Source organism: Nonomuraea sp. NPDC003709, assembly GCF_040610775.1.
Classification (GTDB): Bacteria; Actinomycetota; Actinomycetes; order Streptosporangiales; family Streptosporangiaceae; genus Nonomuraea; species Nonomuraea angiospora_A.
The window spans coordinates 388,738-412,624 of sequence record NZ_JBEXMW010000010.1; the positions used below are offsets into that span (position 1 = coordinate 388,738).

The 23,887-nt window shown below is 73.8% G+C and carries 7 protein-coding genes (1 of these 7 cut by a window edge); all 7 read right to left on the reverse strand.

Features of this window, described 5'->3' with window-relative positions; all coding sequences use genetic code 11:
* A protein-coding gene (locus tag ABZX61_RS30495; protein ID WP_355199595.1) for an SDR family NAD(P)-dependent oxidoreductase crosses the window boundary here: on the reverse strand, window positions 1-8,507 show its beginning. Its footprint begins 18,943 nt before the window's first position; only the first 8,507 of its 27,450 coding nucleotides appear in the window; the start codon lies at window positions 8,505-8,507; its stop codon lies off the left edge, out of view.
* 57 nt (window positions 8,508-8,564) lie between these two features.
* Window positions 8,565-9,467 carry a VCBS repeat-containing protein gene (locus tag ABZX61_RS30500; protein ID WP_355199596.1) on the reverse strand — a complete coding sequence of 301 codons (903 nt, stop codon included), beginning with the start codon at window positions 9,465-9,467 and terminating at the stop codon, window positions 8,565-8,567.
* A 177-nt stretch (window positions 9,468-9,644) separates the two neighbouring features.
* Window positions 9,645-10,433 carry a hypothetical protein gene (locus ABZX61_RS30505; protein WP_350742342.1) on the reverse strand — a complete coding sequence of 263 codons (789 nt, stop codon included), beginning with the start codon at window positions 10,431-10,433 and terminating at the stop codon, window positions 9,645-9,647.
* Complete coding sequence (locus tag ABZX61_RS30510) at window positions 10,430-11,329, reverse strand: ATP-binding cassette domain-containing protein (protein WP_350742340.1); 900 nt, start codon at window positions 11,327-11,329, stop codon at window positions 10,430-10,432. The genes ABZX61_RS30505 and ABZX61_RS30510 overlap by 4 nt, the downstream gene beginning before the upstream one ends.
* A 39-nt stretch (window positions 11,330-11,368) precedes the next feature.
* Complete coding sequence (locus ABZX61_RS30515; RefSeq protein ID WP_355199597.1) at window positions 11,369-12,790, reverse strand: isochorismate synthase; 1,422 nt, start codon at window positions 12,788-12,790, stop codon at window positions 11,369-11,371.
* Between the two features lie 25 nt (window positions 12,791-12,815).
* On the reverse strand, window positions 12,816-14,405 hold the full coding sequence (locus tag ABZX61_RS30520) for an AMP-binding protein (protein WP_355199598.1): 1,590 nt from the start codon (window positions 14,403-14,405) through the stop codon (window positions 12,816-12,818).
* A 48-nt stretch (window positions 14,406-14,453) separates the two neighbouring features.
* The gene (locus ABZX61_RS30525) at window positions 14,454-23,864 is read right to left on the reverse strand and encodes an SDR family NAD(P)-dependent oxidoreductase (RefSeq protein ID WP_355199599.1); all 9,411 of its coding nucleotides are present in this window, start codon (window positions 23,862-23,864) and stop codon (window positions 14,454-14,456) included.
* Between the last annotated feature and the right edge of the window lie 23 nt (window positions 23,865-23,887).

A 23,887-nucleotide genomic window follows, 5' to 3' on the forward strand; every position in this document is an offset into this window, starting at 1 on the left:
GACGAGACGGCGGCGCGGCGCGGATGATCCTGAACGTCCCACGACCGGGCCTCGGTCAGCAGCTCAACAGCACCGGCAGACCAGTCCACGTGCGGCGACGGCTCGTCCACGTGCAAGGTCTGGGGCATGAGCCCGTGCCGCATGGCCATCACCATCTTGATGACCCCGGCCACACCTGCGGCGGCCTGCGTGTGACCGATGTTGGACTTCAGCGACCCCAGCCACAACGGCCGATCCCGCTCCTGGCCATACGTCGCGATCAAAGCCTGCGCCTCGATCGGGTCACCCAAGCTGGTCCCGGTCCCGTGCGCCTCGACCACGTCCACCTCGGCGGCCGACAAACCAGCGTTCGCCAGCGCCTGGCGGATCACCCGCTGCTGCGAAGGACCGTTCGGAGCCGCGAGGCCGTTGCTCGCCCCGTCCTGGTTGATCGCCGAGCCCTTGATGACCCCCAGCACCTGGTGCCCGTTGCGGCGGGCGTCCGACAGCCGCTCCACCAGCAGCACGCCGACGCCCTCGCTCCACCCCGTGCCGTCGGCAGAGGCCGAGAACGCCTTGCACCGCCCGTCGGCCGACAACCCCCGCTGCCGGGAGAACTCCACGAACGTGCCGGGCGACGCCATCACCATCGCGCCGCCCGCCAGGGCCATGTCGCACTCGCCCGTCCGGAGGGCCTGCGCGGCCAGGTGCAGCGCCACCAGCGACGACGAGCACGCCGTGTCCACGGTCACCGCCGGGCCCTCGAACCCGAACGTGTACGACACCCGCCCGGACGCCACGCTGGCCAGCTGGCCGGTGAGGAGGTATCCCTCGACCGCGTCGGAGCCCTCGGAGCGCCGTGGCCCGTACTCCATCGGCGCGATGCCGGTGAAGACCCCGGTCTGGCTGCCGTGCAGCGTGGCCGGGTCGATGTTGGCGTGTTCGAAGACCTCCCACGAGGCCTCCAGGAGCAGCCGCTGCTGCGGGTCCATGCCCAGGGCCTCGCGCGGCGAGATGCCGAAGAAGGCCGCGTCGAAGTCGGCGGCGTCGTACAGGAAGCCGCCCTGCCGGGTGTAGGAGGTGCCCCGGTTGCCGGGGTCGGGGTCGAACAGCCGCTCCAGGTCCCAGCCGCGGTCGGTGGGGAACTCGCCCACCGCGTCCCGGCCCTGCGCGACCAGTTCCCACAGGTCGTCCGGCGACAGCACGCCGCCGGGGAAGCGGCAGGCCATGCCCACGATCGCGATCGGCTCGTCGTGGCCGGCCGACCGCACCGCGGTGGCCGGCGTGACGGAGCCGCCGAGCAGTTCGGTACGCAGGTGGTCGGTCAGCGCCTTGGGCGACGGGTAGTCGAACAGCAGCGAGCTGGGCAGTTGCAGCCCGGTGGCGGCGTTGAGCCGGTTCCTGAGCTCGACCGCGGTGAGCGAGTCGAACCCGGCGTCCTTGAACGCTCCGGTGGCGCTGATGACGTTCGGCGTCACGTGCCCGAGCACGAGGGCGGCCTGGCCGCGTACCAGGTCGAGCAGGGTGCGCTCCTGCTCGTCCGGGCTCAGCCCGCGCAGGGACTGCGCCAGCGATGCCTCGCCGGAAGCGGAGCCGGAGCCGGAGCCGCCGGCCGCGCGGCGCTCGACGGGCTTGCGCAGCATCCCGCGCAGCATCGCCGGTACGGGGTCCGCGACCTTGGCCAGGCTCAGCCGGGCGGGCAGCGTCGTCACGGCGCCACCCGCGAGCGCGGAGTCGAAGAGCTCCAGCGCCTCGTCGCGCGGCAGCGGGGCGACGCCGAGCCGGGCCCAGCGCGCCAGGTCGGCCGTGGCGAGCGTGCCCGCCATGCCGCCGAATTCGGCGGAGTTGTCCCACAGGCCCCAGTCCAGGGCCGTGGCGGGCAGGCCGAGCGAGTGGCGGTGGCGGGCGAGGGCGTCGAGGAAGGCGTTGGCGGCGGCGTAGTTGGCCTGGCCGGCGCTGCCGAGCGTGGCCGCGCACGACGAGAACAGCACGAATGCCGACAGTTCGCGCTCGCGGGTCAGCTCGTGCAGGAGCCAGGCGGTCTCGGCCTTGGTCCGCCACACGGTGTCGAGCCGCGCGGGGGTCAGCGCCGGGACGACGCCGTCGTCGAGCACGCCGGCGATGTGCACGACGCCGGTGAGGTCGCGGCAGGAGTCGATGAGCCCGGCCAGCGCTTCGCGGTCGGTGACGTCGCAGGCGACCAGTTCGGCGTGCGCGCCGAGCTCGGCCAGCTCGGCCGCGATCGCGACGGCCCCGGCCGAGTGCGGGTCGCGGGTGACGAGGACGAGGTTCCGTACGCCGTGCCGGGTGGCGAGGTGCCGGGTGACCGTGCGTCCCAGCGCGCCGGTGCCACCGGTGACCAGCACGGTCCCCTCGGGATCCCAGGGCCGGTCCGCCGCCGGCCGGCCGCGCCGCGCCAGCCTCGGGACGTGGATCTTGCCGGACCTGATCGCCAGCTGGGGCTCGTCGTAGGCGAGGGCTGCGGCGACGGCGTCCTCGGCGCTGCCGTCGTCGTCGAGCAGCACGAACCGGTCCGGGTACTCCGTCTGCGCCGACCGGACCAGGCCCCACACGGCGGCGCCGGCCAGGTCGGGCACCTCGTCGGTCGCTCCCCTGGTGACGATCACCAGCCGGGCCGACGCGGGCTGCTCGCCGTCGAGCCAGTCCTGGACGGCGGAGAGCACGCGGAGCACGGCCGCGCGCGCCCGGTCCGGCCCGTCCCCTTCGTCCTCTTCGTGCCAGGGCAGGAGCACGTCGCCGGGCGCGATGGTGGCATCGCCCGTGGCGGGTACGGGCATCCAGTCCACCTCGAACAGCCCGACGTGCTCGGTGGGCAGGTCCACGGGACCGCGCGCCTCCAGCCAGAACCGCTGGCGTTGGAAGGCGTAGGTGGGCAGGTCGACGTGGAGCGCGGGGGCGGGCCCGAAGTAGGCGTTCCAGTCGACGGTGACGCCGCAGGCGTGGAGCTGTCCGAGGGCCTGGACGAAGGTGTCGATCTCGTCGCGGTCCTTGCGTACGGCGGGGACGAAGACGCCGTCCGAGAGCATCTGCTGGGCCAGCCCGGTGAGGACGCCGTCGGGCCCCACCTCCAGGAAGAGCGCGGCGTCCGCGGCGGCGATGCCGTCCGCGAAACGGACGGGCCGCCGTACGTGGTCGACCCAGTAGCGGGGGCTGGTGAGCAGGCCGGGCTCGGCGAGCCTGCCGGTGACGTTGGAGATCACCGGGATCGTGGGCTCGTGGTAGGTCAGCCCCGCGATGGCCTCCTCGAAGGGCGCCAGCATCGGCTCCATCAGCGGTGAGTGCGCGGCCTGGGAGATCCGCAGCCGGCGCTTGCGTGCCGTGACGTTCCCCGCGATCTCCTCGATGGCGGCCTCCGCGCCGGAGATGACCACCGAGGTCGGGGTGTTGACGGCCGCGATGGCGACCCGGTCCTCGTACCAGTCGAGCAGCGGCAGGACGTCGGCCTCGGACGCGGCGATGGCGAGCATCGCGCCGCCCGGAGGCAGCATGTGCATGAGCCGGGCCCGTACGGCGATCAGGGTGCAGGCGTCGGCGAGGGAGAACACCCCGGCCACGTGGGCGGCGGCGATCTCGCCGACGGAGTGCCCGACGACCACGTCCGCCCGTACCCCGAGGGATTCGAGCAGCCGGTACAGGGCGACCTCGAAGGCGAACAGCGCCGGCTGGGTCATGCCGGTCTCGTTGAGCACCCCGTCGGGGTCGCTGAACATCACCTCGCGCAGCGGGTGCGGCAGGTGGGGGTCCAGCAGCGCGCAGATCTGCTCCAGCGCCTCGTCGAAGACGGGGAAGGCGGCGGCCAGCTCGCGGCCCATGCCGAGCCGCTGGCTGCCCTGCCCGGTGAACAGCAGGGCGAGCCGGCCCGCCGGTCCGCTGCCGGTCAGCACGCCGGGCGCGGCGGGGCCGCCGGCCAGTGCCCGCAGGCCGGCCAGCAGGTCGTCACGCTCGCGGCCGACGATCACCGCGCGGTGTTCGAGCACGGACCGCTCGGCCGCCAGCGCGGCGCCGGCGGCGGCGACGGGGATCTCGGGCGTCGCCTCGGAAGCCCAGGACGCGAGCCGCTCGGCCTGCCCGGCCAGCGCCTCGGGCGTCCTCGCCGAGATGAGCCAGGGGACGGCGGGGAGGCTCGCGTCGTCGCGGGGGGCCGGGACGGCCGGGTCGCCCTGCTCGATGATGACGTGGGCGTTGGTGCCGCTGATGCCGAAGGAGGAGACGGCGGCGCGGCGCGGATGATCCTGCACGTCCCACGGCCGGGCCTCGGTGAGCAGCTCGACGGCACCCGCGGACCAGTCCACGTGCGGTGACGGCTCGTCCGCGTGCAGGGTCTGCGGCAGCACCTCGTGGCGCATGGCCATGACCATCTTGATCACGCCACCCACGCCGGCGGCGGCCTGGGAGTGGCCGATGTTCGACTTCAGCGAGCCCAGCCACAGCGGCTGGTCCCGCTCCTGGCCGTAGGTCGCGAGGAGCGCCTGGGCCTCGATCGGGTCGCCGAGCACGGTGCCGGTGCCGTGTGCCTCGACCGCGTCCACGTCCCCGGCCGACAGTCCGGCGTTGGCCAGCGCCTGGCGGATCACCCGCTGCTGGGAGGGGCCGTTCGGGGCGGTCAGGCCGTTGCTGGCGCCGTCCTGGTTGATCGCCGAGCCCTTGATGACGGCCAGCACCTTGTGGCCGTTGCGCCGTGCGTCCGACAGGCGCTCCACCAGCAGCATGCCGACACCTTCGGCCCAGCCGGTGCCGTCGGCGGAGGCCGAGAACGCCTTGCAGCGCCCGTCCGGCGACAGCCCGCGCTGCCGCGAGAACTCCACGAACATGCCGGGGGACGCCATCACGGTCGCGCCGCCTGCCAGCGCCAGGTCGCACTCCCCCGATCTCAGCGACTGCGCGGCCAGGTGCAGCGCCACCAGCGACGACGAGCAGGCTGTGTCCACCGTCACCGCCGGGCCCTCGAACCCGAACGAGAACGCGACCCGGCCGGAGATCACGCTGGCGGAGGTGCCGGTCAGCACGTAGCCCTCCGCAGCGCCGGTCGCCTCGTGCAGGCGCGGGCCGTAGTCCTGGGCCATCGCGCCCGCGAACACGCCGGTACGGCTGCCACGCAGCCCGGCCGGATCGACACCCGCCCGCTCGATCGCCTCCCACGACGCCTCCAGCAGCAACCGCTGCTGCGGATCCATCGCCAACGCCTCACGCGGCGAAATCCCGAAAAATCCGGGATCGAACTCCCCCGCGTCATACAGGAAGCCGCCGTGCCGCGCATACGACGTCCCACGGCTGTCCGGATCCGGGTCGTACAGGGCCGCCAGGTCCCAGCCGCGATCGACGGGGAACTCCCCGATGGCGTCCGTACCGGAGATCACCAGGTTCCACAGGTCGTCCGGGGAGCGCACCCCGCCGGGGAAGCGGCAGGCCATGCCCACGATCGCGATCGGCTCGTCCGCCACCGAGGCGGCGGTCACCACGGCCTGGGCGGCCTGCCCGCCCGTCAGCTCCGCGCGCAGGAACGCGGCCAGCGCCTGCGGCGAGGGGTAGTCGAACAGCAGCGAGCTGGGGAGTTGGAGCCCGGTGGCGGCGTTGAGCCGGTTCCTGAGCTCGACGGCGCTGAAGGAGTCGAAGCCGAGCGCCTTGAAGGCGGTGGCGGTGTCCACGGTCGCGGCGTTGGCGTGGCCGAGGACGAGCGCGATGCAGGTCCGTACGAGCTCCAGGAGCAGCTGCTCCTGCTCCGGCCCCGGCAGGCCGTGCAGCCGGTCGGCGAGCGGCTGGGTCCCGTCGCCGGTGGCCGCCGGCTCCGGGGGCGCGGGTGGGGGCGGCGCCGCGCCGTCCGGCTCGGGAAGCCAGTGGTACGTGCGCTGGAAGGCGTAGGTGGGCAGCGGGACGCGCCGCGCGCCGGGGTACAGGGCGTCCCAGGCGGGCGCGGTGCCGCGTACCTGCAGCTCGGCCAGGGCAAGGGCGGCGCTGTGGCATTCGTTCCGGTTGTCCCGCAGCGTGGCGACGAACCGGGTGCCGGGGTCGGCGGGCAGGCAGTGCTGGCCCATGGCGGCCAGCACCGAGCCGGGGCCGACCTCGACGAACGTGGTCACGCCCGTGTCGGCCAGCGCGCGGATGCCGTCGCTGAAGCGCACGGCCTCGCGGACGTGCCACACCCAGTGGCCGGGCGAGCACAGGTCCTCGCCGGACGCGACGGCCCCGGTGAGATTGGAGACGATCGGGATGGCCGGCTCGCGGTAGGTGAGCGACTCGGCCACCTGCCGGAACTCCGCGAGCATCGGGTCCATCAGCGGCGAGTGGAAGGCGTGGCTCACGCGCAGCCGGCGGGTCTTGCGGCCATGGGCGCGGAACGCCTCGGCGATCTCCGTGACGCGCTCCTCCGCGCCGGAGACGACGACGGAGTCGGGGCCGTTGATCGCGGCGATGCTGACCGAGTCGTCGAGATGGGGGCGGAGCTCCGCCTCGGTGGCCTGGACGGCGATCATCGCGCCGCCGGCGGGCAGGGCCTGCATCAGCCTGCCGCGCGCCGCGACCAGGGTGCAGGCGTCGGCCAGGGACAGCACACCGGCGACGTGCGCGGCCGAGATCTCGCCGATGGAGTGGCCGATGAGCCGGTCGGGGCGGATGCCCCAGTGCTCGTACAGGCGGGTGAGCGCGACCTCGAAGGCGAAGAGCGCGGGCTGGGTCATCCCGGTCTCGTCCAACACCCCGTCGGGATCGTCGAACATCACCTCGAGCAGCGGCCTGGCGAGCTCGCCGGCGAAGCAGGCGGCGATCTCGTCGAGGGCCCGCGCGAAGGCCGGGTACGCGGCGTAGAGCTCGCGGCCCATGCCCGGGCGCTGGCTGCCCTGGCCCGAGTAGAGGAAGGCGACGTCGCCGTCGCTCGGCCGCCCGGTCACGATCTCGGCGGCGGCCTCTCCCCTGGCGAGCCGGTCGAGCGCGGCGGCCAGTCCGGACGGCTCGTCGACGACGATCGCGGCGCGGCGGTCGAAGGCCGTGCGCGTCGTGGCCAGCGAGTAGGCCGTGTCCACGGCGTCGGACACGGCGTCGGACACAGCGGCGGACACGGCGGCGGACACAGCGGCGGACACGGCGGCGGACACGGCGGCGGCGGCGGGCTCGGCGAGCAGGTGGTCGCGCAGCCGGCCCGCCTGGGCGCGGAGCGCGGCCTCGCTCTGCCCGGCCAGCGGCAGGATCACCGGCCCGGCGGGGCCGGGCGCCGGCCGCGGCGTCTCCCTCGGGTGCTCGGCGAGCACCACGTGGCAGTTGGCGCCCCCCATGCCGAACGAGCTGACCCCGGCGACCAGCGGTTCGCCGGCGCGCGGCCAGGCGGACAGCGCGGTGTTGACGCGCAGGTTCAGCTCGTCGAAGGGGATCAGCGGGCTGGGCGTCTCGAAGTTGAGTGACGCCGGCAGCTCGCGGTGCCGGATGGCCAGCACGGTCTTGAGCAGGCCGACGATTCCGGCGGCGCCCTCCAGGTGGCCGATGTTGGTCTTGGCCGAGCCGACGAGCAGCGGCGTGCCCGCGTCCTTGGCGGTGCCGAGGGCGGCGCCGAGGGCGCGCGCCTCGATGGGGTCGCCGACCCGGGTTCCGGTGCCGTGCAGCTCGACGTACTGGACGTCGGCCGCCGGCACGCCGGCCCGCTCGCAGGCCAGCCGGATGACCTCTTCCTGGGCGTCCTGGTCGGGGACGGTGAGCCCGTCGCCGCCGCCGTCGTTGTTCACGGCGCTGCCGGCGATCACGCAGTGGACGTGGTCGCCGTCGGCGAGCGCGCGGGCCAGCGGCTTGAGCACGACGATGCCGCCGCCCTCGCCGCGGACGTAGCCGTTGGCGCGGGCGTCGAAGGTGAAGCACCTGCCGTCGGGCGACAGGGCGCCGAACCGGAGCGCGGCGAGCGTGCTGTCGGGGGTCAGGTTGAGGTTCACGCCGCCGACGATGGCCAGGCCCGACTCGCCGCTGCGCAGGCTCTCGCAGGCCAGGTGCACGGCGGTGAGCGAGGCTGACTGGGCGGAGTCCACGGTCATGCTGGGGCCGTTCAGCCCGAGCGTGTACGAGATCCGGTTGGCGAGCAGCGCCCGGCTGATGCCCGTGAGGCTGTGCCGGGTCAGCGCCGCGCGGCCGGTGCCCTGCAGCAACTGGGCGTAGTCGCCGGCCATGGCGCCGATGAAGACGCTGGTGCCGGTGCCCCGCAGGCTGTCCGGGACGATGCCGGCGTCTTCGAGCGCCTCCCAGCTCAGCTCCATGAGCAGCCGCTGCTGGGGGTCCATCATCGCGGCCTCGTTCGGCGAGATCCCGAAGAACTCGGCGTCGAACTCGGCTATGCCGGTGAGGAAGCCGCCGCGGAGCGATTCGGTCTCCGGGGAGTTCCACCGGCCGCTGGGAACGTCGGTGACGGCGTCGCCCCCGTCGCGCAGCAGCCGCCAGAAGGAGTCCGGGTCCGGGGCCTGAGGAAGGCGGCAGGATATGCCGACGATCGCCACCGCGTCGTCGGAAAAACTACGAGAGGAGCGTTCGTAGGACATTGAACCAATCCAGTTTCCGACGGAGCGAGCAGAGGGCAGGGAAACGCTCTTGGGCCATCAGCTGATGACGTCGTACTTGCCGAATCCGGTGCCGACGGTGACCGGCTCGCGGAAAAGGTCGAGCGGGTCCTCGGGCCTGAACTTCCCGGAGTGCAGATACGCCTCGAGCGTTCCGTCGGGGCGCAGACCCAGCAGGTCGGGCCGGCCGTCCAGGTCGATGTCGGTGAGCGTCACCAGGCGCATGTCCTGCCAGCCGTGGGCGACGGTGTACCAGGCGCCCTCGGTGGTCGCGGCGGCCGGGGTGCCGGGCGGGGCCGCGAACTCGTACAGGTCGAGGTCGCCGTTCGCGCGGCGGACCAGCAGGTCCAGGTTGCCGTTGCCGGTGAAGTCGGCCATGGCGACGGGAAGGTCGTCGACGCCGACCTCGGTGAGCCGCACCGGGTCCTTGTCGTAGGTGTCGTTCCGCACGACCCCCAGGTCGCGGTGGGGGAAGACGTCCACGTTGCCGGCATCCTTGCCCTTGCCGAACGTGTCGTCGGGACCGGTTCCGGTCACGTCGGCGAACCCGATCGTCTCCCATTCCCGGCCGTCGTCGCGCTTGCCGGACACGCGGATCGGCTCGGCGAACGGGCCGATCTCGCCGGGGCCGCCCAGGTTGCGCAGCAGGAAGAAGCCGTGCTCGCCGTTCTCGCCGGGGTTGATGCCGTACTCGCTGGCGCTGAACGCGCAGATGTCGGCGTGCCCGTCGCCGGTCGCGTCGACGGCGCGGACGAAGAAGAACCGCCACCAGCCGAAGCCGTCACCGATCTTCACCGGGTCGCCGTAGGTTTCGGTCCCGTTGAACTCGCCGCTGTGCGGATGGACGAACAATTCGCCGGTTTCCGTGTTGCGCACCAACAGGTCCGGCCGCCCGTCGCCGCGGAAGGAACGGCACTGGCCGTTCGCGAAACTCGACGCCATTGTTGAACGCCCCTCCCCGCCAGAATTTCCCGGTCAAGCGTCATCAGTATTCGCGAGCCGGGATAAGGCGGGTAACCCCTAGCGCCCATTAAAGAGGCCGCTCAAGCCCCACTTCGGGGCCGGACGGCACGCCGAATTCCCGGCGCGCGTGACGCGCGCCGGGAACGGGGGAACATCTCAGGTGTCGCGCGAGCGGAACAGCGCGAACGCCACGAACAGCAGGACCGCGGTGAACGCGGCCATCACGCCGAGCCCGGACCACGGGAGCATCCGATCCGGCAGTTGCACGGTGGTGGTGATCTGGAGGCCCGCCGAGATCGGCCAGTACGTCGTCACCCAGTCGCCGACCGCGTCGGGCAGCAGCCTGGGCGTGATGACGGGGATGATGAAGTTGATCGCCACCACCACGGTCGTGGCGCTCATCGTGGCCCGCAGCAGGCCGCCGACCGCCACGCCGACCAGGCCGACCAGCGCCCAGATCAGGCCCATGCCGACGATGGCGCGCAGCACGCCCGGCTGGCCGAGCGAGGCGGTGGGCGCGCCGGCCGCCCCGATCACCCGCTGCCCGAGGAAGTACGCGCCGAAGCCCGCCACCAGGCCCATCAGCAGGGCGATCAGCCCGAATGTGGCCACCTTGGCGGCCAGCAGCCGGCCGCGCCGCGGGACCACGGTCACGCTGGTGCGGATCAGGCCGGTGGCGTACTCGTGGGTCACCACGAGCACGCCCAGCGCGCCCACGGTGATCTGGGCGAACAGGAACCCGCCGTACATGCTGATGTAGGTGGGGTCGAACATCGCCCGGCCGGTCGCGGAGGCCGCCAGGTAGCCCTCGGCCGCGCCGTTGGCGGTGGCCGCGCCCAGGCCGACCATGAGCGCCACGGCGGTGAGGATCGTGGGGATGTTGGACGGTATCGTGCGGAACTTGGTCCACTCGGAGCGGATCGTGTCCGCTATGGCCACGCTCATGCCACACTCGCCTGGAACTCGATGCTGTCACGGGTCAGATCCATGTAGGCCTGCTCCAGGGAGCGCTGCGGCGTCAGCTCCGTCAGCACCACCCCGGCGGCCAGCGCCGCCTTGCCGATCTCCCTGGGCTCCAGCCCGGTGACGATGAGGGCGCCGTCGGCGCCCGGGTGGACGGTGGCGCCGGCCTCGGTCAGGAGCGGGAGGAGCAGCTCGTGCTCCTCGGCCCGCACCAGCACGTTGGAGCCCTGCCGGACGAACTCGCTGATGCCGATGTCCGCGATCAGCTTTCCCCTGCCGATCACGATGAGATGGTCGGCGGTCTGCGCCATCTCGCTCATCAGGTGGCTGGAGACCAGCACGGTGCGGCCTTCCGCGGCCAGCCCCCGCATCAGCTCGCGGATCCACTTGATGCCCTCGGGGTCGAGGCCGTTGACGGGCTCGTCGAATAACAGCACCTTCGGGTCGCCGAGCAGCGCCACCGCGATGCCGAGCCGCTGCCCCATGCCCAGCGAGAAGCCGCCGGCGCGCTTGCCCGCCACCGACTCCAGCCCGACCAGGCGCAGGACCTCGTCCACCCGACGGGCGGGGATGGCGTTGGTCTGGGCGATGCAGAGCAGGTGGTTGCGGGCCGTGCGCCTGGGGTGCACGGCGCGGGCGTCCAGCAGGGCGCCCACCTCGCGCATCGGCCGGGGCAGGCCAGCGTAGGCGCGCCCGTTGACCGTCACGCTTCCCCCGTCGAGGCGGTCGAGGCCGAGAATGGCCCTCATCGTGGTGGATTTGCCGGCGCCGTTGGGGCCGAGAAATCCGGTGACCCGCCCGGGGTGGACGCTGAACGTCAATCCGTCGACCGCGGTTTTATTGCCGTAGCGTTTCGTCAAGCCGGTTATTTCAATCATTTCCAGCCCCTCCAGAGACCGGTCGTTTCCAAGATCTTCTCATCGGGACTGTCTATATGGTGCCCTTTCCGACAACGGAATCGCCAGCGCATTTAGCATGGGCCGGAACTTGAGCCGGGTCTCCGCCAGCTCGGCCTCCGGGTCGGAGCCCGCCACGATGCCGCATCCGGCGTACAGGGTCGCGGTCTCGTCCTGCACGTGCGCCGAGCGGATCGCCACCGCGAACTCGCCCTCCTGCTCGTCGTTCATCCACCCGACGGGGCCCGCGTACCAGCCGCGGTCGAAGGGCTCGGCGTCGCGCACCCACTCGAGCGCGGCCTGGCGCGGATGACCGCCGACGGCGGGTGACGGGTGCAGCCGCTCCACCAGGTCGAGGACGCTGGCAGTCTCCGGGTCGGCGATCTCGCCGACGATGCGGGTGTGCAGGTGCCGCAGGTTCGGCAGGTCGAGCACGTGCGGCTCGTCCGGCACCGTGACCGTGCGGCACACCTGGTCGAACGCGTGGCGCAGCGTCGCGGTGACGATCCGCTGCTCGCGCCGGCTCTTGTCGTCCTGCAGCAGGGCGGCGCGCAGGCACGCGTCCTCGGCGGGCGTCGCGCCGCGCGGCATGGACGCCGCCAGGCTCATCGACTCGGCACGGCCGCCGCGCAGGCCGACCAGCCGCTCCGGGGTGGCGCCGACGAAGGCGTGCCCGTACGCGGCCACGGCGAAGACGGTGCTCCCCGGTTGCGTGTCGCGCAGGGAGCCCAGCACGGAGGCCAGGTCGTACCCCCACGGGGAGGTGATCCGCAGCTGGCGGGCCAGCACGGCCTTGTCGAACCTGCCGCGGGCGATCTGCTCGGTGGTGTGCGCGACCAGCGCCTTCCACTCCGACGCGGAGGGGACCTCGATCATGGTCGTGCCCGGGAGCAGCGGGCTGGGGCAGGGGCGGATCCCGCCGGACGAGATCAGGGCGAAGGCGTCCGCGACCGTGCGCGCGGGCCCGTCCGTCGTGGTGGGCCGGGGGTCGACGCTGACGCTGAGCGCGAGCGAGGTCGTGCCGTCGGGGTCCCGCGAGATCAGCACCCTGGGCACCCACATCAGCGCCTCGGGCAGCGGCCCGGGGCGCGGCGCGAAGGCGAACCCGCCGACCAGCGACGGCATGGCGCGCGGCCCCGGTCCGCCGGAGACCGCGGTCCCGGCCGCCCGTTCCCAGCCTCGCCGGATGCCGGCGAACCTGTCGTGACCGGTGTGCGTGAAGTCCGTAGCGCTGCCCATCGCTATGACGCTGGCGTGCGGCGACATCCAGACGAAGGTCCGCGTGGACCGCTCGAACAGCGGTCTCAGCAGCCCGACCGGGTCCACGGGCGGGATCTCCTGGCGCCAGGTCGCCAGCGCCGGGCAGGCGTTGTTGCGCGCCTCGATGGTGGCCTTGGCGTGCACTTCCAGGAAGCCGGGCAAGTCGATGTCTGCGACGTGCATCGGGTACATCCTCTGCGAGCGTGGGTTAGCTGAACATCCCGGCGAGCGCCTTCTTGCTGACCTTGCCGAGCGGGGTGACCGGGAGCTCCTGGACGATCTCCAGGCGGTCGGGGAACTTGAAGGCCGCCACCCCGCGCTCTCGCAGGAACGCGGTCAGGTCGCCGAGCGCCGGCGGCGTGCCGCGGGGCACGACGCACGCGCACGCCCGCTCGCCGAGCACCTCGTCGGGCAGGCCCACCAGGGCGACCTCCCTGACACCCGGGTGCGCGAGCAGGTGGTTCTCCACCTCCTCGGCCGCGATCTTCTCGGCGCCCCGGTTGATCTGGTCCTTGACCCTGCCCTCGAAGACGACGTGCCCGGCCGGCAGCAGCCGTACGAGGTCGCCGGTCCGGTAGTAGCCGTCGGCGGTGAACGTCCTGGCGTTGTGCTCGGGTGCCCGGTAGTAGCCGCGCACCGTGTACGGGCCGCGCGCCAGGAGCTGCCCCACCTCGCCCGGCGCGACGTCGCGGTCGTCCTCGTCGACGACCCGCACCTCGTCGTCCGGGGAGACGGGCAGCCCCTGGCTGACCAGGACCACGTCCTCCGGGTCGTCCCACCGGTGGAACCCGCACAATCCCTCGGCCATGCCGAAGGCCTGCTGGAGCCGGCAGCCGAGCGCGGGCTGGACCCGGCGGGCCAGCTCGTTCTGGAGCTTCGACCCGCCGATCGTGACGCGGCGCAGGCTGGACAGGTCGTATTCGTCCCACTCGGCGGCCTCCATCCACAGCAGGGCCGCGCCGGGGATCAGGCCGGTCTCGGTCACCCCTTCCCGCTCGATGAGCGGGAAGGTCTCGTCCGGGCTGGGGACGGGCGCCAGCACGAGCGTGCCGGCGGCGTGGAAGGTGGCCAGCAGTCCATGGGTCAGCGGCCAGTTGTGGCACAGCGGCAGGCTCACCAGGTGGACGGTCTCCTCGCCGTAGTCGCACGCCTCGGCGACCGCGCGCCCGCTGTAGGCCCACTCCTGGTGCGCGCGGGGCACGAGCTTGGGCACGCCGGTCGTACCGCCCGACAGCAGGAAGAGCGCCACGCCGGCGGGGTCGGGCCGGGGCAGGCCGGTCGCCCCGGCGTCCGCGTAGTCCAGCCGGGTGAAGCCGCCCGGGTCGCCCGCGACGAGCACGTGCTTGAGCGTGGGCACCCGCGCGGCCACGTCGGCGGCCAGGTCCCGGTAGTCGAACCCGGCGTGCACGTCCGGGATGACGTACGCGGCCGCCTCCGTGAACTCGCAGAAGTACGTGATCTCGCTGCCGCGATGGGCCGGCAGCGCCATGACCGGAAGAGCGCCGAGCCTGAACAGGGCGAACAGCAGCGCGACGAGCTCCGGGACGTTGGGGAGCTGCACGACGACCCGGTCCCCCGGGCCGATGCCGATCTCGCGCAGCCGCGCCGCCATGCGGTCGGCCCGGCTGTCCAGCTCGGCGTAGCTCCACCGGTGGTCGCCTGCCACGAGAGCGAGCTTGTCCGGGTGGGAGCGCGCCCGCGCGCCGAGGATCTCGCCCAACGTCTCGTCGCGCCAGTGACCGGCCGAGCGGTAGCGCTCGGCGAACTCCTCCGGCCAGGGCGTGCAGCCATCCAGCATGGGTGCGTCCTTTCTCAGGTGGGGTCCGCGAGGGGTGGGTCCGCGAGCTCAGCTCACGGCCTCCGCGAGCAGGTGCTCGGCCAGCTCGGCGGGGGTCGGGTAGTCATAGATCGCGTCGGCCGCCACCTCGATGCCGGTCAGCTCGACGAGCCTGTTGCGCAGCTCCACCGCGGCCATCGAGGAGAAGCCCAGCTCGAAGAACTCCGCGTCCCGCTCCACCGCGTCGGGCAGCGGCAGCTGCAGGATCGCGGCGGCCTGGCCGCGTACCACGTCGAGCACGATGCCGTGGTGCTCGTCGGCCGGGCTGTCGGACAGCAGGCGGCGGAAGGCGGCGATGCCGTCCACCACGTCGTCCGGCCCGTCCTGCCGGGCCGCCGCCTGCGGGATCTCCCCCAGCAGCCGGGCGGGCCCGGCCGCGGCGAGCGCGGCCCAGTCCGGGTCGGCGACGACGAGCGCCCTGTCCCCCTGGCGCAGGGCCTGGCGGACGGCGGAGACCGCGTCCGCGGGCTCCTTGAGGCCCGCCGCGACGGCCAGCGCGGGCTGCCCGGACGCGAGCCGCTCGTCGGCGAGCGCGGTGAAGTACTCGTACGTTCCGGCCCCGTCCCCGCCCCAGGCCGCGTGCGCCGGGGCCAGCATGACGAAGACGGGCACGTCCGCGGCGCGGGCGGGCTTGTCGAGCGTGTACGCCGCCTCGGCGGCCGTGCAGACGACGGCGGTCACCCGGCCCGCGGGCAGCCGCCCGCCGACGGCCCGGACCACCACGCCCGGCTCGCTTTCGAGCTCGGCGTGCGGCTGGGTCAGGACGACCTCGTCCGCGCCGTTGCGCGCGGCCCATCTGGCCAGCTCGGCGGCGGTCTCGTCGAGCGGACCGGCCACCAGGACCGTGCCGCCGGGACGCCATTCGCGGCCGGCCGGGGCGCCGCGCGGCGGTGCCGGGCGCAGCCTGCGGGCGAAGGCCCCGCCGGAGCGCACCGCCACCTCGTTCTCGCCGGTCCGCCCGGACAGCACCCCGCACAGCCGGCGCGTGACCTGCTCGTCCAACCGGTCCGGAAGGTCGATCAGCCCGCCGCGCCCCTGACCGGCCGTGGCCCGCAGGTCGCCCCAGTCGCGGGCGGCCTGCGGCCCGGCCAGCGGGTCGGACGGCGCCACCTGGATCGCTCCCCGCGTGAGGAACCAGGCCGGCGCCGATCCCGCCGGAAGGTCCGGAGCGGTCGCGCCTTCCGGCAGCAGGCACACGACGCCCGCCACGCCGCCGTCGGAGTCCGGCATCGCGGACAGCCGTACGGTGTCCGCGCCGTGCGCCGCGAGCCCGGCCACCAGCGCCTGGCCCGATGCGGTGCCGACCGGCGTCCCGTCCGGGCCGGCGCAGTCGGGCGCGACCACCAGCCAGGTGCCGCGGAGCGCGGGTGCGGGCAGATCCGTCAGGGGCTGCCAGCCGAGCTGGTAGCGCACGTCGGCGTGGTCGGCGCCGTCCTGGCCGCGCAATCTGGCCAGCGCGGGCAGCAGCTCGTCGAGCGTCGCCCCGCCCCGCAGGCCGAGCACCGCGAGCAGGCCGTCGCGGTCGCCCCGGGCGACGGCGTCCCACAACTCCTGGTCGGGCCCCGCGGCCTCCTCGTGCCGGGGCGCGTCCGGCCAGTAGCGCTGCCGCTGGAAGGGATAGGTCGGCAGCGGTACGGGCGTGCCCGTGCCGATCACCGCGCCCCAGTCGACGCCGACGCCGTTCGCGTGCGCCCGGGCCAGGGCCTCGACCAGCGTGGTGGCCTCGGCCCGGTCGCGGCGCAGCACCGGCGCGGCGACGCCGCTCCAGCCGTCCAGGCAGTCCTCGACCATGGCCGACAGCACGGCGTCCGGGCCGAGCTCCAGGAACGTGGACACGCCCTGGTCCCGCAGGGTCCGCACGCCGTCGCAGAAGCGCACGGCCTGCCGCAGGTGGCGGGCCCAGTACTCGGGCGAGGTCAGCTCGTCGGCGGTGGCGAGCTCGCCGGTGACGTTGGAGACGATGGGGATGGCCGGCGGCCGGAAGGCCAGCCCCCGCGCCACGCTCACGAACTCCTCCAGCGCGGGCTCCATCAGCGGCGAGTGGAACGCGTGGCTGACGGTCAGCCGCTTGGTCTTGCAGCCGCGCCGGGCCAGCCGTTCGGCCAGCTCCAGCACGCTCGTCTCGGCGCCGGACAGGACCAGGGACGCCGGTCCGTTGAGCGAGGCGATGCCGACGCGCTCCTCGAACCCGGCGAGCAGCGGCAGCACCTCCTCCTCGGTGGCGCCGCGCACCGAGACCATCGCGCCGCCGGGCGGCAGCGCCTGCATGAGCCTGCCCCTGGCGGCGACGAGCGTCACCGCGTCGTCCAGCGACAGCACGCCGGCGACGTGCGCGGCGGCGATCTCGCCGATGGAGTGGCCTGCCAGGTAGTCGGGCCGCACGCCCCACGCCTCCAGGACCCGGAACAGGGCGACCTCGACGGCGAACAGCGCCGCCTGGGTGTACCGCGTCTGCTTGAGCAGCTCGGCGTCGCCGGCGATGACCTCGCGCAGCGGCCGGTCGAGGTGCCGGTCGAACCTGGCGCAGACCGCGTCGAAGGCCTCGGCGTACTCGGGGTAGGCCGCGTACAGCTCCTCCCCCATGGCCGGGCGCTGGCTGCCCTGGCCGGTGAAGAGGTACGCCGTCCTGCCGCGGGCCGCCGATCCGGTGATCACGTTGTCCGCCGCGGTCCCCTCGATCGCCGCCTCCAGCCCGGCGGCGAGCTCGTCACGGGTGGCGCCCAGGACGACCAGCCGCCGCTTGAACGAGGACCGCGTGGTGGCGAGCGACCAGGCCAGGTCCGCCGCCGGGCGGGTAGGCCGGGCCGCCAGGTGCTCGCGCAGCCGGCGGGCCTGGGCCTTCAGCGCGTCCTGCGTCTTGGCCGACAGCACCCAGGGGATCACCGGCCGCCCGGTCTCCGCAGGCGGCGCGGCGGGCTCCTCCTGGACCTGCTCCACGATGACGTGCGCGTTGGTGCCGCTGATGCCGAAGGACGAGACGCCCGCGCGGCGCGGCCTGCCGGTCTCCGGCCACGGGGTGGCCTCGGTGAGCAGCCTGACGGCGCCGGCGTCCCACGCGACGTGCGTCGTCGGCTCGTCCACGTGCAGGGTCTTCGGCAGCACGCCGTGCCGCATGGCCATCACCATCTTGATGACGCCCGCCACTCCGGCCGCGGCCTGGGTGTGGCCGAGGTTCGACTTCACCGAGCCCAGGTAGAGCGGCCGGTCCTGCGGCCGGTCCTGGCCGTAGGTGGCGACGATGGCCTGCGCCTCGATCGGGTCGCCGAGGGTGGTGCCGGTGCCGTGGCCCTCGACGGCGTCGACGTCGGCGGCGCCCAGCCCCGCGTCGGCCAGCGTCTGCTCGATGAGCCGCTGCTGGGAGGGGCCGTTGGGCGCGGTGAGCCCGTAGCTGGCGCCGTCCTGGTTGATCGCGCTGCCGCGTACGACGGCCAGGATGGGGTGGCCGTTGCGGCGCGCGTCGGAGAGCCGCTCGACGAGCAGCATGCCCACGCCTTCCGCCCAGCCGGTGCCGTCGGCGGCCGCGGCGAACGACTTGCAGCGGCCGTTGGAGGCAAGGCCGCGCTGGCGGCTGAAGTCGACGAACACGGAGGGGGTGGACAGGACGGTGACGCCGCCGGCCAGGGCCAGCGAGCACTCGCCGCGCCGCAGCGCCTGGATCGCCATGTGCAGCGCCACCAGCGAGGAGGAGCAGGCGGTGTCGAGGGTGACCGACGGGCCCTCGAACCCGAAGGTGTACGACACCCGCCCGGAGGCGACGCCGGCCGAGATGCCGGTGCCGACCAGGCCCTCGAGGTCGCTCGCCGGCTGCTGCAGGTGCATCCCGTAGTCGTGGTACATCAGGCCGACGTACACGCCGGTCTTGCTGCCGCGCAGCCCGGCCGGGTCGATGCCGGCGTGCTCCAGCGCCTCCCACGAGCTCTCCAGCAGCAGGCGCTGCTGGGGGTCCATGGCCACGGCCTCCCTGGGCGAGATGCTGAAGAACGCCGGGTCGAACGCGGTGGCGTCGTAGACGAAGCCGCCCTCGCGGGCGTACGTGGTGCCGGGGTGCTCGGGGTCCGGGTGGTAGAGCTCGTCCAGGTTCCAGTTGCGGTCGGAGGGGAACATCGACATCGCGTCGCCGCCCTCGGCCACCAGGTTCCACAGCTCGTCGGGGTTGGTGACGCCGCCGGGGAGGCGGCAGCTCATGCCGACGATGACGATCGGCTCCTCCTCACCGGCCCGGGTCGTGGCGGAGACGGCCGTCTGGGGGCCGTCGAGCAGGCGGCCCCGGAGATACTGGACAAGCTGGACGGGCGTCGGGTAGTCGAAGATCAGCGTGGCGGGCAGCCGCAGCCCGGTGGCCGCGTTCATCCTGTTGCGGAACTCGACGGCGGTCAGCGAGTCGAACCCGGCCTCGTTGAACGGGCGGTCCTGCTCCACGGCGCCGGCGTCGCGGTAGCCGAGCACGGTCGCCACCTGGCCGAGCACCAGGTCGAGCAGCACCCTGGCGTGCTCGGCCTCGGGCATGCGGGCCAGGCGCTCGCGCAGCTCCGACGCGGCGGCCGGGTCGTTGCCCACCACCCGCCGCTTGGAGGTGGGGACGAGCTCCTGAAGGATCGTGGGCAGTGCCCCGAACTGGGCCGCCATCCGCAGCGCGGCGAACTCCAGCCGGATCGGCACCAGCGCCGCCCGGTCCGCGGCGCAGGCCGCGTCCAGCAGCGCGAGCCCGTCGGCGGTGGACAGCGGCGCGACCCCGGTGCGGGCCAGCCGCGCCCGGTCGGTCTCGCTGAGAGTGCCGGTCAGCCCGCTGTCCTGCTCCCACAGGCCCCAGGCCAGGGACAGGGCGGGCAGGCCGAGCCGTCCGCGCCACTGCGCGAGGGCGTCCACGAACGCGTTGGCGGCGGCGTAGTTGCCCTGGCCGGGGCCGCCGAAGACGCCGGCGGCCGACGAGAACAGCACGAACGCGGTCAGCGGCAGGTCCTTGGTCAGCTCGTGCAGGTTCAGGACGGCGTCGGCCTTGGCCCGCAGCACGTTGTCGATCCGCTCGGGCGTCAGCGCGGCCAGGACGCCGTCGTCCAGCGCGCCGGCCGTGTGGACGACGCCGGTGAGCGGGTGCTCGTCCGGGATGGCGGCCAGCACGTCCGCCAGCGCCTGCCGGTCGGCGGCGTCGCAGGCGGTGACGGTCACGTCCGCGCCCAGCCCGGTCAGCTCAGTCATCAGGTCGGCCGCGCCGTCGGCGTTGGGGCCGCGCCGGCTGATCAGCACCAGCCGCCGGACCCCGTGCTCGGTCACCAGGTGACGGGCGACGATCCCGCCCAGGGTGCCGGTGCCGCCGGTGATCAGCACGGTCCCGTCGGGGGTCCACGTGCCGTGGCCGGCGGGTTCCGCGGCGCGGTGCCGGGCCAGCCGCGGGACCAGGGCCTCGCCTTCGACCAGCGCGAGCTGGGGTTCGCCCGCGGCGAGGGCGGCGGGGACCGCCTGCCAGGACGCGTCCGTGCCGTCCACGTCGAGGAGGACGAACCGGCCGGGGTTCTCCGACTGGGCCGAGCGGATCAGCCCCCATACGGCGGCGCTCGGCAGGTCGTCGCCGGTGGCCCCCTGGGTGAGGACGACCAGGGGCACGTCGGCGTACCGCTCCTGTTCGAGCCAGGACTGGGCGGCGGCCAGCACCTCACCGGTCGCGGCGCGGGCGCCGGCGGCCGGGTCATCGCCCGCGTACGGGGTGCAGACCAGGATCGCCAGGTCCGGCACGGGGCCGTCCGGGTCGAGGGCGTCCACCGGCAGGCCGAGCCGGGTGGCGTCGCCGCCGGCGAGCGCGTATCGGATGCCGTCCCGGGCGGGGGCGGGCTGCGCGGGCACCCATTCGAGGGCGAACAGCGCGTCCCGCAGCGGGTCCGCGGCGGCCTTGAGGTCGGCGGCGGCCATCGCGCGCACGACCAGCGAGTCCACGGAGGCGACGGGCGCGCCGGTGGCGTCGGCCACCTCGATGCGGACCGCGTTCGCTCCCGCAGGCGCCAGCCGGACCCGTAACGTGGCCGCGCCGGTGGCGGCCAGCCGCACGCCGGTCCAGGCGAAGGGCAGGACGGGCCCGGCGCCGTCCTGGGCGGGGAAGAAGTCGCCCACGGCGAGCGGCTGGATGGCCGCGTCGAGCAGCGCCGGGTGCAGCCCGAATCCGGCCAGGTCCGCGGTGGCCTCTTCGGGCAGGGCGACCTCGGCGAACAGCTCCCGGTCGCGCCGCCAGACGGCCCGCAGGCCGCGGAAGGCCGCGCCGTAGCCGACGCCGATGCCCGCGAGCAGCTCATAGACGTCGTCGGCGCCGACGGCGGTCGCGCCCGCGGGCGGCCACGACGGCTCGCCGAACGCCACGGCGCCGGTGTCCTTGGCAAGGAAGCCGGTGGCGTGCCTGGTCCAGGGCTCGTCGTCGAGCCGGGCGTGAATGGTCAGCGCCCGCCGGCCGTCCTCGTCGGGCGCCCCCACGGCCACCTGCACCTGGACGCCGCCGCGCTCGGGCAGGATCAGCGGGGCCTGCAGGGTCAGCTCTTCGAGCAGGTCGCAGCCGGCCTCGTCACCGGCCCTGACGGCCAGCTCCACGAACGCCGTGCCGGGCAGCAGCACCTGGCCGTTGACCTGGTGGTCGGCCAGCCAGGGGTGGGTCTTCACCGAGAGCCTGCCGGTCAGCAGCACACCCTCGCCGTCCGCGAGCGACACCGCCGCCGCCAGCAGCGGGTGCCCGGCGGGGCCCATGCCGACCTGGGTGAGGTCGCCGTTGGACTGGACGGTCTTGGGCCAGTACGGCTCGCGCTCGAAGGCGTAGGTGGGCAGTTCGACCTGGTTCGGGCGGGCGGGCTCGTACACACCGGCCCAGTCGATCTCCACGCCGCGTACCCACAGCTCGGCGGCGCTCGTCCACAACCTGCGCAGGCCGCCGTCGTCGCGGCGCAGCGTGCCGCAGGCCACCACGTCCTCGACCGTCTCCTGCACCGCCATCGTCAACACCGGATGGGCACTGACCTCAACGAACACGCCATGCCCCTGCTCGGCCAGCGCCCGCACCGACGGCTCCAGCCACACCGTCCGCCGCAGGTTCTCGTACCAGTACGCGGCATCCACCTCGGTCCCGGTCAGCCAGCACTGCCGGACAGTCGAGTACCACGGAACCTCGCTCGTTTGCGGTGTCACCGGGGCCAGCAGCCTCGCCAGCTCGTCCTCGATCGCCGCGACATGGGCCGAATGCGAGGCGTAGTCCACCTCGATCCGCCGCGCCCGCACCCCCTGCGCCTCATAGCCGGCGATCAATTCGTCAATGGCGTCCGCGTCACCTGACACCACCGTCGAGGCCGGCCCGTTCACCGCCGCGATCGAGATCCGGTCACCTGAGATCACTTCTGCAGCCGGTAGCGGGATCGACGCCATACCGCCCTGTCCCGCCAGCGCCACGATGGCCTGGCTCCGCAGCGCGACCACCCGGGCGCCGTCCTCAAGCGACAACGCACCCGCCACCACCGCGGCGGCAATCTCACCCTGGGAATGGCCGACCACGGCGGCCGGGGCCACTCCGAGCGAGCGCCACACCTCGGCCAGCGACACCATCACGGCCCACAGCACCGGCTGCACCACGTCAACCCGGTCCAGGCCCTCCCCACCGCGCAGCACATCTGTGAGGGACCAGTCCACGAACTCCGACAGCGCCGCCTCACACTCCGCCATCCGCGCCGCGAACACCGGCGACTCATCCAGCAACTCGACGCCCATACCGAGCCACTGCGACCCCTGACCAGGAAAGACGAACACCGTCTTGCCGCACGGCCCGGCCACACCCCGCACCGCGCCCTCGTCCAGACCGGCCAGCAGCTCCTCCCGGTCCGCGCCGATCACCACCGCACGGTGGTCGAACGCCGAGCGGCCGAGCAACGACCAGCCGATGTCCACCGCACCCTGCTCGGGATGCGACCGGGTCCACGAGGCCAGCCGTCCGGCCTGCCGCTCCAGCGCCTCGCCCGTCCTGGCCGAGAGCGTCCACGGCACGACGGGCAGCTCCCCGCCGGGCTCCGCCGGGGTCTCGGCGGGCGCCTCCTCCAGCACCACGTGCGCGTTCGTGCCGCTCATGCCGAACGACGACACGCCGGCCCGGCGCGGCTCGCCGCCCGCGGGCCAGGGGCGGGCCTCGGTGAGCAGCTCCACCGCGCCCGCCGACCAGTCGATGTGCGGCGAGCGCTCCTCGGCGTGCAGTGTCGCGGGCAGGACGCCGTTGCGCATCGCCATGACCATCTTGATGACGCCCGCCGCGCCGGCGGCCGCCTGGGCGTGGCCGATGTTCGACTTGATCGACCCCAGCCACAACGGCTGGTCCCGCTCCTGGCCATAGGTCGCGAGCAGCGCCTGGGCCTCGATCGGGTCACCCAGCGGGGTCCCCGTGCCGTGCGCCTCGACCGCGTCGACCTGGACGGGCGCGAGCCTGGCGTCGGCGAGCGCCTGGCGGATCACCCGCTGCTGGGACGGGCCGTTCGGGGCGGTCAGGCCGTTGCTGGCGCCGTCCTGGTTGACCGCCGAACCGCGGACGACCGCCAGCACCGGGTGGCCGTTGCGGCGGGCGTCCGACAGCCGCTCCACTAGGAGGATGCCGACTCCCTCGGCGAGCCCCATGCCGTCCGCCTCGGCGGAGAACGCCTTGGAGCGGCCGTCCCTGGCCAGCCCGCGTACCCGGCTGAAGCCGATGAAGGTGCCGGGCGTGGACAGGACGGTCACGGCCCCGGCCAGCGCCAGCGAGCAGTCCCCGTTGCGCAGCGCCCGTACCGCGAGGTGCAGCGCCACCAGGGACGAGGAGCAGGCCGTGTCGATCGTGACGGCCGGTCCCTCCAGGCCCAGGGTGTAGGAGACGCGGCCCGACACCACGCTCGGGGCGACGCCGGTCATCAGGTAGCCCTGCAGCTCCGGCGGCGCCTGCATCATCATCGTGAGGAATTCGGGGCTGTTGGCGCCCACGAAGACGCCGGTCCGGCTGCCGCGCAGCGCGTCCGGGTCGATGCCGGCCCGCTCGATCGCCTCCCACGAGGTTTCGAGCAGCAGCCGCTGCTGCGGGTCCATGGCCACGGCCTCGCGCGGCGAGACGCCGAAGAACGCGGCGTCGAAGGCGGTGGCGTCCCGCATGAAGCCGCCGTCCCGGACGTACGAGGTGCCGACCGCGTCGGGATCGGGGTTGTACATCGACTCCAGGTCCCAGCCGCGGTCGTCCGGCATCCCGGAGATGGCGTCGGTACGGCCGGACACGACCCGCCACAGGTCCTCGGGGCTCGCGATGTCGCCGGGGTAGCGGCAGCCGATGCCGATGATGGCGATGGGCTCGTGGTCCTTGTCCTCGGCCGCCTGCAGCCGCTTCTTGCTGTCGTGGAGCTCGGTCGTCACGCGCTTGAGGTATTCGACGAGCTGCTCTTCTGTCGCCATGTGTGCTGCCTTCCTAGCCTTCG

Coding starts and splice junctions, on each gene's coding strand:
- ABZX61_RS30500 (WP_355199596.1), bottom strand. CDS start 9,467: ATGGCGTCGAGTTTCGCGAACGGCCAGTGCCGTTCCTTCCGCGGCGAC.
- ABZX61_RS30505 (WP_350742342.1), bottom strand. CDS start 10,433: ATGAGCGTGGCCATAGCGGACACGATCCGCTCCGAGTGGACCAAGTTC.
- ABZX61_RS30510 (WP_350742340.1), bottom strand. CDS start 11,329: ATGATTGAAATAACCGGCTTGACGAAACGCTACGGCAATAAAACCGCG.
- ABZX61_RS30515 (WP_355199597.1), bottom strand. CDS start 12,790: ATGCACGTCGCAGACATCGACTTGCCCGGCTTCCTGGAAGTGCACGCC.
- ABZX61_RS30520 (WP_355199598.1), bottom strand. CDS start 14,405: ATGCTGGATGGCTGCACGCCCTGGCCGGAGGAGTTCGCCGAGCGCTAC.
- ABZX61_RS30525 (WP_355199599.1), bottom strand. CDS start 23,864: ATGGCGACAGAAGAGCAGCTCGTCGAATACCTCAAGCGCGTGACGACC.